Source organism: Rheinheimera sp., from assembly GCF_037442525.1.
Lineage (GTDB): Bacteria > Pseudomonadota > Gammaproteobacteria > Enterobacterales > Alteromonadaceae > Pararheinheimera.
Map to the genome: position 1 here is coordinate 23,603 of NZ_JBBIQD010000016.1, position 14,950 is coordinate 38,552.

Annotated in this window: 9 protein-coding genes; 1 reads left to right on the forward strand and 8 read right to left on the reverse strand. The window is 55.5% G+C overall.

The features are described 5' to 3' along the window. Nucleotides 1-2: 2 nt before the first annotated feature. A complete protein-coding gene (locus tag WKJ03_RS16770; RefSeq protein ID WP_337843390.1) occupies nt 3-473 on the reverse strand; it encodes a cupin domain-containing protein in 471 nt (156 codons plus the stop codon). A 184-nt stretch (nt 474-657) separates the two neighbouring features. On the opposite strand from WKJ03_RS16770, the gene WKJ03_RS16775 reads away from it, so the two are divergent. Then, the gene (locus WKJ03_RS16775; protein WP_337843391.1) at nt 658-1,359 is read left to right on the forward strand and encodes a hypothetical protein; all 702 of its coding nucleotides are present in this window, start codon (nt 658-660) and stop codon (nt 1,357-1,359) included. Between the two features lie 8 nt (nt 1,360-1,367). Here WKJ03_RS16775 and WKJ03_RS16780 read toward each other — a convergent pair whose 3' ends face one another. The 7 genes from WKJ03_RS16780 to WKJ03_RS16810 form a co-directional block, all read right to left on the reverse strand. Next, on the reverse strand, nt 1,368-2,033 hold the full coding sequence (locus WKJ03_RS16780; protein WP_337843392.1) for a DUF6445 family protein: 666 nt from the start codon (nt 2,031-2,033) through the stop codon (nt 1,368-1,370). Between the two features lie 10 nt (nt 2,034-2,043). Beyond that, nucleotides 2,044-3,549 carry a tryptophan halogenase family protein gene (locus WKJ03_RS16785; RefSeq protein ID WP_337843393.1) on the reverse strand — a complete coding sequence of 502 codons (1,506 nt, stop codon included), beginning with the start codon at nt 3,547-3,549 and terminating at the stop codon, nt 2,044-2,046. Nucleotides 3,550-3,632: 83 nt separating this feature from the next. Continuing rightward, nucleotides 3,633-6,974 carry a TonB-dependent receptor gene (locus tag WKJ03_RS16790; protein WP_337843394.1) on the reverse strand — a complete coding sequence of 1,114 codons (3,342 nt, stop codon included), beginning with the start codon at nt 6,972-6,974 and terminating at the stop codon, nt 3,633-3,635. 312 nt (nt 6,975-7,286) lie between these two features. Continuing rightward, nucleotides 7,287-8,999, reverse strand: a complete 1,713-nt coding sequence (locus WKJ03_RS16795) for a glycoside hydrolase family 9 protein (protein WP_337843395.1) — start codon at nt 8,997-8,999, stop codon at nt 7,287-7,289. Continuing rightward, nucleotides 8,996-10,117, reverse strand: a complete 1,122-nt coding sequence (locus tag WKJ03_RS16800) for an endo-1,4-beta-xylanase (RefSeq protein WP_337843396.1) — start codon at nt 10,115-10,117, stop codon at nt 8,996-8,998. Before WKJ03_RS16800 ends, WKJ03_RS16795 begins: the two co-directional genes overlap by 4 nt. Beyond that, nucleotides 10,114-13,002, reverse strand: a complete 2,889-nt coding sequence (locus WKJ03_RS16805) for a glycosyl hydrolase 115 family protein (RefSeq protein WP_337843397.1) — start codon at nt 13,000-13,002, stop codon at nt 10,114-10,116. The genes WKJ03_RS16800 and WKJ03_RS16805 overlap by 4 nt, the downstream gene beginning before the upstream one ends. After that, nucleotides 12,999-14,663 carry a glycoside hydrolase family 43 protein gene (locus tag WKJ03_RS16810; protein WP_337843398.1) on the reverse strand — a complete coding sequence of 555 codons (1,665 nt, stop codon included), beginning with the start codon at nt 14,661-14,663 and terminating at the stop codon, nt 12,999-13,001. Before WKJ03_RS16810 ends, WKJ03_RS16805 begins: the two co-directional genes overlap by 4 nt. Between the last annotated feature and the right edge of the window lie 287 nt (nt 14,664-14,950).

The window sequence follows — 14,950 nt, forward strand, 5'->3', positions numbered from 1 at the left end:
CCTCAATTGCGGCCAGACACCTGTGGCTGCGCCGGGACAGGCACACCTTTACTCTGCCATTTCATTACGACAAACTTCAGCGGCACTGTGCCTGTATTGCGGATGCCGTGCGAGTCCCAGGGTGCCGCATACAAAATGTCACCGGCTTTGGCAGGCAGCTCTTTGTCGTGCAGAGACCAGACGCCGCTGCCTTCAATCACCATCAGGTATTCTTCTTCGGCATGCACATGAGGCGGATGAATTTCCTGGCCAGGTTCAATCACCGCCACGCCGGTCAGGGCATCCACAGTGCCAAAGGTTTCCCCGGCAAAATAGGTGCTGAACACATAACCTTTGCCGTGCTCGGCTTTGGCCTCACTGGCTTGTTTGATAGCGGAAGGCTGCACAGTGGCCTTCAGTGCCTGAGAGGCCGCAGGTTCAGCTGCCCATGCGGTTGCGCACAGACAGGTCAGACTCAGTATCAACAGACGCATAATTTGCTCCCGGTTTGAAAACACTGACGTCACTTTGCCAGCAACAGGGTCCGGATAACAGCTCAAACAGGCTCAATACCAATTTTCGTAACCTGATTAACAGCTCAGCCAGCCAAGAGCCGGGGCTCGCGCTAAACGGCCTGGCCTGATAGGCTGGTGTTTTTCCTGACCCCGGCCGCTGACGATGCAGAGTGACCATCAAGATAAAATCACCCATAAAAACTGGCTGAATGCGCAGGAAAAAGCGCAGCTGATTGGGTTGATCGCAGCCTGCTTTAAAGGCGTTGACAGTGTGGCGTATTTTCAGTGTTATTTTGCCAATCCGGCGCACCAGCGCTGTGCGCTGCGGCTGTTTTATCAGGACGGACAACTGACCGGCTATTGCCTTCTGACCTTTACACAGAGCGGCAAAGCCACAGTGATGGGCGCGTCCGCCGCCTTTTTACCTGGCTTTCGTGGCCAGAACAGCACCTTTGCGTTTTCGTTGCGCTGGGCACTGCGCACCTGGCTGCGCCAGCCACTGCGGCCTTTGTATTATCTGGATACCATGCTGAGCCCGGCCATGTACCGCGCCATTGGCAAAAAAGTGGCGCTGATTTACCCGAACCCGGCCATGAATGCAGCGGAAACAGCGCGCTATCGGGCCCTGGTTGGCAATGCAGAACCCAGCCCCTGGCGTGGCCTTGGCTGTTTGAAAACCGTTGGCCGCTCCAGCAATTACAGCGCTGCGGATCTGCAGCAACTGAAACAAAGCCAGAAAGCGGAAATTGCCTTTTATTGCCAGCTTAACCCCCATTTTGAGCAGGGCATCGCCCTGCTGGTGTTAATACCTGTGAGCTTTAAACAGCTGTTCTGCACTTTGTGGAAGGGGCTGCGCCACTCCTGAGCAGGCTGTTAAGACCAAAACGCCGTGAGGGTAAAACGGCCTGTCCAGGGGTTCTCGTCGTACCGGTAATCCGCGCTGATATCCCCTGAATGCAAGGATGAACAACGGTACAACAGCAGGCGGTTTTTACGGGCCGGTATTTGCAGCACCCGCTGATACAAAGCCGTATCCCCACAGATATAACCTTGTGGCTCCCCATACTGCTGCAAATCCAGCCGCTGCTGTTGCTGATATTGCGCCAGACGGCTCTGGTCTACATATTCATAACCCGTACTGCGCTGTCGGTAAAAACTGGTGCCGCCATGCTCAGCGCCACATAAATACAACACAGCCGCCAGTTCCTGCTGCTCTGGCCGGTCAAAATGCGGCAACCGCTGTGGCAGGCTCAGTTGATCGGCTGCTGTAGTGACCAGCGAATAAAAGCAGTTCAGCTGAACAAGCTGGCTGGCTTGCAGGCCAAACACCGGCTGTAGCACAGGGGCCAGCCGCTGCTGCATCCACTGGGCAAAACCAGGCGGGGCCGCTGAGCGCAAGCCTGGGTACAAGCCGGCGGCCTGCTGCACATCCTGTTGGGTCAAGGCGTAGTCAATCAGCGAGTCCGGTTCTGGCACAAAATCGTCCACCAGCAACAAAGGCTGCTGTTCCTGACCAAAACGCATGGCCTGACACTTCACGACCCGCTCCTTATTTTATCGCTGCGGCTTTGCAGTGCCGGTTAATAAAGTCCTGATGCGAAGGCATATAGTCCACCGATTTGCGGATCACAGCACGGATGCTGTCCATCCGTTTGCCCAGCTCGTCGTCACTGAACATATCCGCCAGCGGGTGGTAGGACGCTGGCCTGATGCCCTGCCCCAGCATCACTTCAAACCAGCTTAAGTCGCTGAACATTTCCTGGTTAAAGCGGAAAATACGGCCTGAAGCACGAAATTGCTCAATTTTCTGGGTCAGCTCGACCGGCACCTCCATGTGGCGGCAATAGCGCCAGAAGGCGGAATCGTCCCGCTCTGTGGCATGGTAATGCAGGATCAGAAAATCGCGGATGCGCTCGTAGTCAAAATCCATCTGACGGTTAAACTCATCAATGTCGGCCTGCTCAAAACGCCGGTCAGGGAAAAAGCTGAACAACTTGGAAATAGCCGCCTGCACCAGATGCAGACTGGTCGATTCCAGCGGCTCCATAAAACCACTGGCCAGGCCGATGGCCAGGCAGTTTTTCGACCAGAACTTTTTTCGTTTGCCAGTGGTGAATTTCAGCAAGCGGGGCTCGGCCAGCGCTTCGCCATCCAGCTGCTGCATCAGTACCGACGTAGCTTCATCCACCGACATATAGTGGCTGCTGAATACATGGCCATTGCCAGTACGGTGCTGCAACGGAATGCGCCAGATCCAGCCGGCTTTTTGCGCCGCTGCCCTGGTAAAAGGCCAGGGATCACCCGCTTTGGCACAGGGCACAGCCACAGCACTGTTGCAGGGCAGCCAGTGGCTCCAGTCGTCGTAGCCGGCCTTCAGCGTTTGTTCAATCAGCAGGCCCTGAAAACCAGAGCAATCAATAAAAAAGTCAGCCTCATGCACTGTGCCGTCGTCCAGCTGCAAAGAGCGGATAAAGCCATTGTCCCATTGTTGCACCGACTGTACCTTGCCTTCGGTGCGCACCACACCCCAGCCTTGCGCCAATTCGCGTAAATACAGCGCAAACAAACCGGCGTCAAAATGAAAGGCATAAGCAATATTGGATAACGGCGAATTGCCAGCGTCAATGGAGCGCATAAAGCGCCGCTCATCACAGGCCAGCGACGTTAAAGTGTACTCATCCAGTGGCGCTGCTTTGCCCTGCAGATGCTGGCGCAGCCAATAATGGTAAAACTGGATGCCCTCCATGTTTTTACCCACGTCGCCAAAGGCGTGATAATAACTGTGGCCAGGTTTTAACCAGTCTTTAAACTGAATGCCCAGCTTAAAAGTGGCCTGGGTGCGACGCATAAACTCGTCTTCATCCAACCCTATCAGCTGGTTATACAACATGATCTGCGGAATGGTGGCTTCGCCGACCCCGACTGTCCCTATCTGCTCAGACTCAATCAGCTGAATCTGGCAAAACTGGTTTTTCAGAACCTTGCCAAGTGCAGCTGCCGTCATCCAGCCAGCTGAACCGCCGCCTAATACGATGATTTTTCTCAGTCTATTCATCCGATTTCTCAGCACGTCTTCAATAGAAAAATGCGCTCTTGTTTTCACAAAAGCGCATTTGGCTTAGTGGCTAGTCCACAATGTCAGAAATTGGCCCGCATCACCAGCGCCAGCCGACGGTCTGACACAAACCAGGAGCGCCCGGCTTCCACACCTTCGTCGTTGAGCATCATCAGGGTTTCAGACTGCGAGTTGGTCAGGTTAGTGCCCTGTAAACCCACACTGAAGTTGTCGCTGACATTGTAAAACAGCGACGCATCCACCTGACCATGATCGTCGTACCACAGCGGTGCCTTACTGATCACATCGCGGGTGGTCAGCAGGTACTTTGACCGCCAGTTGTAAGCTACACGAGCACTCCAGCCGTTTTTCTCGTACATACCGACCAGGTTGAAGGTGCGGTCGGACTGCCCCTGCAGTGGAATATTGTCCAGGCTGACCCGAATACCTGTGTCGGTGAAATCATCCCCAACCCAGCTTTCATCATCGGCATCAATCTGGTTATTTGGTACTCCACTGGCGTCAATGTAAGTAAAGCTCGCCTGCATGCCTAAGCCATTCCAGGGCTCTGGCAACATGTCGTAAAACTGCTGATACGCAATTTCAAGACCATCCATTTTGCCGTCACCCGCATTGGTGGTGGTAGTGACCAACGCCGTCTGGCTGGCGCCGCTGACCGGGTTGGTAAAGCTTTGCGGAAAGGCCCCCTGCACAAAGTAGTTTTTCAGCTCTTTATGGAATAAAGTCGCACTCAATTGACCCACATCGGCAAAGTACCATTCGAGCGCAAAGTCATACTGCACCGACTCCATCGGCTTCAGATAAGGGTTGCCGCCACTGCCGGTCCAGATGGGCACATAAGCCCTTTGGATCAGGTTGTCCTGCGGCAAGGGCGGATTGTCTTCGTCAATGTCCGTAATGGGCCGCACGGCCATAATAGGCTCAGTCCCCAAAGAGACCTTGTTGATCACATCGCCCATATCCGGCAAGGCCACTGCTTTGGATGCGGCAAAACGGCCAATCAGTTCATCCGTCAATTCCACCTTAATGTTAAAGCTGGGTAACGTCATGCTGAAATCCGTTTCTGCTTCCAGCCGGCTGTCGGTGTCATTACCAAAAGCCCGGTCATGATCAGGCAGGTAATTGACTGCATCCCCTATCCAGCGGTTTTCCGGAGCCCGCAGCGCATCCTCTACCGTTGCGTAAGTGCCGGCCGCCACCTGCTGACCGACATAATCCAGCACCAGTTGCGGGGTCAACTGACGGTTTTGCAGTTCAGCCGGCGGCAGGAAATCAGGCAGCAGATCAGGGAAATTGACATAGCCATTGGCTTCGCGGGTCAGCTTGACGTAACGCACCCCCAGATTACCGCTGTAGCGTAAATCACCCTGACCTTCGAAGTTCAGCTTCAGGTACACCGCTTTATTGGTTTCGGTGGTGTCGTTAATTTCGCCTGGCTGGAAAATGCCAAACTCACTGTCAACCCCGTCCCGCTCTGGGTAAGGGATCCAGGTGCCGCCGTCCGACTTATACACCTGCCGTGCCGGATTTGCGCCCATAATAGAGCGGACATAAGCTTCAGTCATGGCAATGGTTTTGCCGCCCTGAATATTCACAATACCGCCATCGTGGAAATCAGACCAGTCCACCAGTTCATAGTCGCCAGCCAGTTCAGACAAGGTATCCAGCCAGCCTGCTGGCGCGGCACCTGTGTATTCAGGGGCCAGAGCCCCCCAGTTCCAACTGGTGGCCCGCACTGTCTGTTCACGTTTGGCATAACGCACACCGGCCTGCAGGGACGTCAGTACCCCTTGGCCGTCAAACTGATAAGTGCCGTCGAGTCGCAGCGCAACCGAGTCGCCTTCGGAGCGTTCATAGTGGTCCATCGCACTGCGCAGGAAATAAGAGGTCGGGTCCTGGAAGTAGTTGCTGTCTCCGGCCGGGTCGCCGCTGAAGCCTGGGTAACCTGTGGCAAAATCATCCGGGTTGGCGTCCCGCGAGCCAAACCAGGGCTCCAGTAAGGTCATGGTCGGTGTGCTGCCGGTGACATTGTAGTCCTGACCGGCAAAAGCGCCGGTCATCACCACCACATCATCATCCTGGGTATTGGCTCTGACCACCTGAAGATCACCGACCAGCTTCAGCTGCTCTGTGGCTTTCCACTCCAGGTTTAACGAAAAATCTTCCACTTCGGTGTTGGTGTCTTTGACCCGGCTGTCAAACTGGGTGACGTAACCAAACTGATTCCGGGCATTGGTGCCCCAACCGCGGGCCACGCGGTCTACGTTGCCATCAGCTGCGCGCCAGCCATCCACCCCCTGCGTAATAATGCCGGACTCAAACAAGCCATTGTCATCAAATTCAAATTCGGTGCCTTCCAGCGGGCGGGAGCGACGACCATCGATATTGTAGTAACCGCCCTGGTATTTAATGGCCTGTTCATGCCAGGACAAGCGTGCATCGGAGCGAATGTACTGAAAGGTGCCAAGGAAAGTGTCGTCGGCGTTCTGAAACTGAAAGGCGGCCGAAGCCCCATTGCGTTCACGATCATCAAACTTCTGCAGTGCGTTGGCCGCATTGGGCATCCAGACCACGCCCTGACCATCCTCACCAACAAAGTCTTCCGCTCCGGCCAGTGTATTGGCGTAAAAGGGTACATAAGCGTCGGACTGAATGCCGTGCGATTCACCATACAACTGCGAATGCGCCAGGTTAAATAACAGGCCAAATTCCGCACCGCTGTCGAGCGTATAGCGGTCACTGAATAACCCGGAAATGGTCGGGCTGCCTTTTTCAGCGATATCCCCATAAGACCAGTCCCCACTGATGGCGACCACCCGGCCGGCCGAGTCAAAGGGCTTACGGGTGCGCAGACTGACAGTGCCACCAATACCACCTTCAATCATATCGGCGGTCTGGTTTTTATAAATATCAACACCGCCCATCAGTTCAGGTGACACGTCCTGAAAGGACAACCCCCGACCTGAGTTGGCAGTAAATGAATCCCGGCCATTAAATTCACTGCGGGTCTGGGTCATCCCCCGAATAATGGCCCCACTGCCTTCGACGCTGAAATGGTCCGGGTCGTCCGGGCCAGCAAAACGCTCCACAGACACACCGGGCACCCGCTGAATGGCTTCCAGCACACTGCGGTCTGGCAATACGCCAATATCTTCGGCTGAAATACCGTCCACCACAGTGTCGGCCAGACGTTTGATATTTTGTGCGCTTTGCAGGTTGGCTCTGGTGCCTCTGACTTCAATAACTTCGGTTTTTTCGTCGCTCTTATCTGCCGTGTTTTCCGCTTGCGTCTGCTCTTGCGCGTAAGCACCGGCAGAACAGCCCAACATGGCCATCAGCAGCAAAGACGGCCTGAATGCAGGTAAACGAACACTGGTACGGTTCGCAGCTCGTGCAACCATCATAATCTCCCCGTTGTGTTGTTGAATCCCGGTCAAGTTGCGGCCTTTGGCCTGCTGTTGTTATGGCAACCGGGTCTGTTGTGATGCAGCTGGGCCTCTACAAAAGGCGCATAAACGCGAAGCGGCGAAAGCTGTCGGTATAGATACTGGAGTGAAGTATTCTTCAGGTCCAGCTCGTTGAAAAAAAACGGAATAGCAAAAACAGAATTCACACGAGAAAAATTCACCTGTCCAACAAGCCCAGTATATCTTTCTGTTTTATAAAGAAAAACCAGCCCCTGCCTCCAGACGCTGGTTTGACCTGAACTCAGGCTGTTACCTGAGTGGATCTGCTGAAAACGCCGCCAGCAAATACACCAGTGGCGCATTCCAGTTGATGGCGATTTCATTGCTGGCATAGCTGCAATAATCATCCAGATAAGACAAAGCAGGCAGCTTACTGGGATACACACACTGGTCCTGCTGCCCCTGGTTGGGGCCACCGGCCAGCCAGCCGGGTACAGGCGCTTTGACTGCATCGGCTTCAGACGGCCTGTGGTGAATGTGCTGCGGGCTCTGGCGGCCAAAACCAGTGACAAAGGAATAGCCGGTCGGGTTGCGGCCAAACAGATAATCCAGCAGGTTCAGCGCCGCTTGCCGGTACGCCAGCTTGCCGCTTAGCAGGTAACTCTGATACAGCAGTACCGCCTTATTGGCTGCCACCGCATTGCTGCCCCAAATAAAGTCTGGCTGGGTCATAGCGACCCGATACGGCGACTGCTGCTCCTGGCGCAAAAACAGTTCGGCTTCTGCCAGCAAGGCATCTTTCAATGGCTGCCTGATCCTGTCAGGCACAGCCTCGGATCGCAGCAGCTGCCAATAGGCCAGCGCCACAGGGTTGGCCCAGGACGCCACTTGCAGCGGCACTTTCAGCGCGGCGAACCACTGTAAATAGGCGGGCTCTCTGGTCAGTAAAAACAGCTGAGCCGCCGCAGTGGCAAATTCATCGTCCAGTCTGTTGTCGCCATAAGCGCCGGTCAACACATCAGCCGGTTGCTGATAGATGACCGCAGGGTTCGCCCTGGCCCACTGCCAGGCCTTGACTGCGCTGTCGGCATACTCCTTGGCCAGGCCCGGCAGTTGTGCGTCAAACTCCTGCAGTACCTGACTGGCTTTGGCCATCACAGCGGCATAATTCAGCGCAGCCGCCGTGGTTTTTTGCACCAGATACCTGGGGCTGTTGGCCTGGTCCGGCATCACAGTGCCATCAAAGTTCAGATTGGTCAGTTTGTGGTATACCCCGCCGTCAGACGGGTCCTGCATGCTTCTAAGCCAGCGCAGATTCCACAACACTTCATCCACTAAGTCTGGTAAGGCATTGCCAGACTCCGGAATCGCCCAGCTGCGTTGCCGGTAAAATGCCGGGAAGTCACTCCAGGCCTGCAACAGGGTTAACAAGGTCACCCCTGAATTCACCACGTATTTGTTGTAATCACCAGCGTCGTACCAGCCCAGGGCCGAGGACAGCACTGTGCCTTCAGGCCGTGCCCCAGAGGCGGCTGACTGATGAATACGCACCTGATGATCCGGATGTCCGGCCGCTCTGGCCCAAGGCCCGGCATAGGGCTCAGTTAAGGCCATGGATGCGCGGTTAAAATAATAAGCCTTGGCGGCCGCATCATGGGCGGCGGCAAAAGGTGCGGGATGGATCTGCACTGTCTGGGCGGCACAGCCTTCAAGTTCCAGGCGGTATTCACCAGCCTGGGTCAGCGCGGACAGATCCAGCACACTGGCTTTGCGGCCAGAGGCTGGCCAGAGTTTCGGAGCGTCCGACTTACCGGACAGCAGAACAGTACCCTCGCTGTCCAGCACCTGATAGAGCACAGAGGATGAACCTTCCAGCACCAGCAGCTTGGGCTGTTCTGGTGCAAAACCCAACTGATTCAACCTCAGGGTCGGGCAGGTCGTTTTGGTTGTACTGCAGCTGCTGAGCAACAGTGCCACTAACAAAGCGGCTGCACTGCGCCCCCACCAGGTGGCCAGCATCATGGCTTCACCTCGTCAACCAGGTTCAGCAGGGCCTTGACCACGGCTTTCGGCTGATTCTGCCGGTCAAACAGCAGCGCATAGTCGGTGCGCCCCTGCATAGGCCAGTTATTGCGCCAGCTTTGCTGATCATTCACCCCCCAAAGGGTAACCCGGCTGATGGTGTCGCTGTGACGCAAAAAAATGCGGAACAGGCCAATAAAGCGTTGCTGCTGCAGAGCCTCAATAGCCGCAGGTAAGCCCTGGCTGTAGGGGTTCAATTGCTGCTGCAGCTTCTGGTTCAGCGAAATATCTGCTCCTATGGCGTTATCGTCCACCCGCGGCAATACGGTGATATCCAGCTCGGTGATCATCACCTGAGCGCCTGTGGCCGCAAAGGCCAGGATGGAGTCTTCCACTTGCTGTAAATCCGGATAATCCAGGCCATAGTGGCCCTGCATACCCACGCCAGTCAGTTTAACCCCGGCTTTTTGCAGCTGCTGCACTATACGCACGGCCCCCTGCCGTTTTTCCGGATTGTAAAGGTTGTAGTCGTTGTAATACAGCTCTGCCGCCGGGTCGGCCGCCTGAGCCAGCTGAAAAGCGGTCACAATATAGTCATCGCCCAGAATTTTCCGCCAGGGGCTGTCACGCAAAGACCCATCGTCATTCAGCGCTTCGTTGACCACATCCCAGCCTTTGACTTTGCCTTTGTAGCGACCCACCACTGTGTTGATATGGGTCGTCAGTCGCTGCAACAGCAGAGCTTTGCTGGCGGTTTTGCCGTCTGGCCCGGTAAAGACCCAGGCTGGGGTTTGTTGATGCCACAACAAGGTATGGCCAATCAGCGTCGCCTGCTGCTGTTCAGCCAACTTCAGCAGTGCATCGGCCGGGCCAAACTGAAAGTCGCCTTCTTTGGGTTGCAACTCTTCCCACTTCATCACATTTTCAGCGGTCAGCGCATTAAAGTGTTGCTGCACCACACCCAGGGCAGCCGGATCCTTGCCTTCAATCTGCGCCATGCTCAATGCTGTACCCACTAAAAAATGCGGTGCATAGGCCTGTTTTAAACTGACGTCACTGGCGGCCATAGCGCTCTGACTCAGCAATACCCCAGCCAGTAAGCTCATCACTAATTTCATTGTTCTGTCTCCCTGTTTTTCGTTTGTGGTTGAGCCGCCCGGTAGGGGCTGACCGGCGGCCCCAGATAACTGGGTTTAAGACCGCCTGTGTTTATCAGAATACGTTCGAGCACCACACCTGGGTCGACCAGGTAAATTTTCAGTTGATGGGTGCCGGCGTTCGGTACTTTCAGTGCGCTTTTTACCAGCCGGATGCCGTCCAGTACGCCCTGCTGCCAGGCCTGATTGCTGCGATCTGTCAGGGTATCCACCAGCACCGGCTTGTTGTTATCCAGCGCGACAGCGAGGCGCAGGGTGCTGCCGGGCACAAAATCCAGGCTGGGTGCGAGCATCAGCTGCAGTTCAAACTCACCTGAGCGCTGAAAATACAGTGGGTACTGCAGATAAGGCGCCTGGTTCAGGCTTTGGTGCCGGTACTCCGGAGCCGTGGTCGCCACCATGGCGCCCGCCCCCCGGCCATGACCAGGCAAGGCTTGCCAAAACGCATCCGGTTGCGGCCGCATCGCGGTGCCGCTGGTACCATCCAGTGCTATATAGCCGTCTGTATCCAGATAGCCCTCGCCAGCGGCCTGGGTTTTGATTGCCTGTACTTTGACCCTGGCCCCACCCCAGCCAATGCCCTGGATATGCACCTCGCCCAGATTCAGCCCTGCGTCTGCTTTGTCCCAGTTAATCCTGACCTGAATAACCTGCTGCTGCCTGACAGCACCCGAGCTATGACTGAGCTCTATCCAATCCGATGAGGCTTTGGCACTAAAGTCAAAGGGGGTTAAACCGCGGTTAAATACCTCAATGCGCCTGCTGGTCTGGCCGTCCGGATAAAAAGGCGGCAGTGCCAATGGCTGATGGCGGTACTCGCTTTCTGGCCAATAAACAGCTGCGCCCTCTGCCATCACGCCCATATCCGCGCCCGGTGGTGGCGTGCGCTGCAACAAAGCCGGTAGCTGGTTTTGCGCCGGATCGTTCCAGTAGTTGTACCCCAGATGCGGCTGCGACATCATCTGGTTCCAGCGCCCATCCCCCAGCGCATGGTAAGCCGCCGTCAGCTCTGCATCGCGGGCAAACCAGAATTGCGCCTGCGCCGCCCAATCATTGGTGCTGGCACGGCCTTGCTGGCCATGCAGCTGGTTCATCGCCACAGCCCGGTTGATTTCAAACACGGCCTGACTGGCTTTGAGTGGGTGCGCCACCAACTGAACATACGCATCCTGATAGGCAGCCCCCAGCTGTTGCTGTACCTGATCGGACAGCTGCACCAAGGCTGCCAGCTCACGGCTGACCCGCTCCGCTTCGTCATAATGCAGCAGGCTATAGGTGTCAGGTTCAATGGCTTCAGGTTTGCGCCGGCCATTGTGTTTGGTATAGCCCTGCAGCAGTTCAGCAATAACCCCGGCCTGGTCCGGGCCAAACTGCTGCGCCGCCCAGTCCTGGGTCCACTGGTGCAGCCTGTCCGCCGCAAAACGCTCCGGGTTCCAGGCCATGCGCAGGAAAAAGTCGGTCGGCAGTTCCATAGGCTTTAAGTCACCGACATTGACTATCCAGATGCGGTCAGCGCCATAACGCCAGGCTAAATCCATCTGCTGCCAGATTTTGCTCAGCGGCACTGTGTTGATCCAGCGGTAAGAGCGGGGCTCGCCGACATAATCAAAGTGGTAATAAACCCCGGCACCTCCAGGGCGGTTACGCTCCTCTGCCGTTGGCAGACGGCGGATATTGCCAAAGTTATCGTCGGCCCATAATAAAGTGACATCGTCTGGCACCCGCATACCGCGTTCATAAAAGCCCTGCACTTCTTTGTACAAAGCCCAGACTTGCGGCACCTGTGTCAGTTGTTCTGCACCAAAGGTATCAGTCAGGATCTGCCGTTGATCGGCCACAATTTGCTCCAGCAGCGCGATGTTTTCGCCCTCTTTCATTGGCTCATCTTCCTGACCGCGCATGCCAAGAGTAAAAATGCTTTCCAGGTTTTTATGCCGCTGTGCGCCTTGCTGCCAGAATTTATACAACTCGTCTTTGTTGGTGGAATACTCCCAAGGGCCCGTGCCATAACGGTTCCATTCTTTGTCTGCCCGCAGCATAGGTTCATGATGGCTGTTGCTCATTACGATGCCCATCTCGTCGGCCAATAGCGGGTTTTGTGGGTCGTCGTCGGCAAAAGCGTTGTTCCACATAGCTGGCCATAAGAAGTTGGCTTTGAGGCGCTGCAGCAATTCAAACACATGCAGATAGAACTTGTGGTTGTAGCCACCGAATTTTTCCTGCACCCAGCCCGTTAAGGCCGGCGCTTCGTCATTCAGGAAAATACCGCGGTATTTCACTTTGGGCGCCTCGACAATACGGGTACCGGCTTTGACCCACAGCTGGCTTTTTTTCGCCACAGGCACATCGGCCCACCAGGCCCAGGGCGACACCCCCATCTGTTCGGCCAGATCATAGACCGCATAAATGGCACCGCGTTTATCGTTACCGGCCAGCACTAACGCCTGCTCCACTCCTGGCAGAGGTTTGTTCACCAGTGCTATCTGATAGCCGTCCCAGCGGCCACGCAATTGGCTGAAATCCAGTGTACCGTTTTGCTCCAGCGTTTTGAGCAGGCTGCTTTTGTCCAGACTGCCGATAATCAGCACGACCGGGCTTGTGGGTGTTGTGCTTTGTGTCAACCGCACAGTGCTGACCTTTTCAATATCCTGCTGCAGATTGTGCACTGCGCGCAGCAGGCCGGGATACTCCTGCGCATCGATAACAATCTGCGCCTGTTGTGCCGGGCTGACCAATGGAAAATCGCCAGCCCCTTTGCGCTCACTGATATACGAAGCGGCTGCCTGCACAGAGGCACTCAAACCTGCCATCAGCAGAAGACAAAAGCCAAACCACAGCCTGTTCATGGCGTGACCTCCAGTCGGCTGTAAAGCCCAAGGGTGGTGCCAACAAAACCACCAGCCACCTGAGTGCTTAACAGGGTGCCATCCTGCACCGGCCCCAACTGCATCCAGTCCTGGCCTGGCAGCCGGTAATAAAACCGCAGCTCTGCACCAGCACCAGCCACTTTAAACTGCAGTTCAGTTTGGCCTTCCGGCCACTGCTGCGCTAACAGCACTGTTGCCTTTGCCCCTTTGGCCTGCTCTAAAAAGACTTCAGTGCCTGTACCGGTTCGGCGCGCTCCCAGATAGTAGTGATACAACTCGCTTTGCAGCAGCACCAGCCCGGCCGAACGGCCTTTGGCAGGCACACTGAAGCTGGTGCTGGCATTGAAATTTAAATGCTGCAGTCTGCGGCCTATAAAAGCCGGTTGCCCCAGATCTTCCAGCCGGTCGGCCTTGGCCTGCAGGGCCAGAACACCATTCGTGAGCTGCAGCCAGGGCCGGTCAAACTGGCGTAACCAGTTCCAGTTCAGATCCAGACGACTCCCTGAAAACTCATCCCGCCACTGCAGATTGCCAGTTTGGGGCACGGCAACAGGCTGAGGTTTCAGGCTGACAGGGCCTGCCAGCTGATAGGGGATCCTCTGCCCTTTGGGCAGGATCTGTGGCCAGCCATCCTGCCAGTGCACCGGCAGCAAATAGGTCTCGCGACCCAGATTGGAAAGGCGTTGCTGATAGGTGCGGGTGGCTAAAAAGACGGCCCACCAGCTGCCGTCGTCCAGCTGAATAAAATCGGCATGGCCTGCGGTGGTAATGGGGTCCGCTCTGTCCGAGGCTAAATCACGTTGGGTTAAAATTGGGTTTTGGCTTGCAGGCACAAAAGGCTCAGACAGGCTGCGCGAGCGGAAAATGACCGCAGAATGCTGATCGGCCGTGCCGCCTTCGGCACAGAGCAGATAGTACCAGCCATGGTGTTTATACAAATGCGGGCCTTCTATCCAAATCGGTTTCTGGCGGATATCGACTCCACCATTAACCAACAGACGTTTCGATTCTGGTTTTACCTTTTTGGCCACAGGGTCAAATTCCCACAACCAGATAGCTCTGTGCCCTTCGTACAAAGGTTCACCCGGCGGCGCGTCATTGTGACTGATGTAGACCTTGCCATCCTCGTCAAAGAATAAATCCGGGTCTATGCCGCCAACCTCCGGCAACCAGACAGGATCCGACCAGGGCCCGGCCGGATCGGAAGCGGTCAGAATAAAATTTCCGCCCTGATCCACCACAGTGGTAATGAGATAAAAAGTGCCATTATGGTAACGCAGGGTTGGCGCAAAAATACCACGCGACAACCCGGCACCGGCAAATTCAAACTGACCGGGTCTGGTCAGCGCATGGCCAATCAGTTGCCAGTTCACCAGGTCTTTACTGTGCAAAATGGGTAAACCTGGCAGGTAGCTGAACGACGAATTCACCAGATAAAAATCATCCCCTTTGCGGGTAATGCTGGGGTCAGGAAAAAAACCTGCCAACACAGGGTTGCGGTAATGCCCAGCCTTCAAAGGGGACGCAAAAACCTCATCCTCTCCCTGGTACTGAAACCAGTCAAAACGGGCATTGCCGGTGTCACCAGCCCAGCTGAACAGACTGCAAAGCAGCACAGATAATGGCCACAGATGTCGCATTGGATCCCCTGTTGTCTTGTTTGCTTTTAGCGGATTAAAAAGAAAAAACCTCTTCAAGACAATGGGTTGAAGGTTATGAAAACTGGGGGGCTCTGTGCGTTTTTTGGCATCTACCCGTCGTACTTGGCGCTGCAGCTTTGTTGGCTGCGCCTTCTCGCCCCAGTCACATAGGTTACTATGCTCCTGGGGTCTCACCGGCTTGCCGCCTCCCTGCAACGTCAATTACTTGGGTATACCCGTTCCACCTGACGCTGCAGCTTTGTTGGCTGCGCCTTCTCGCCCAGGTG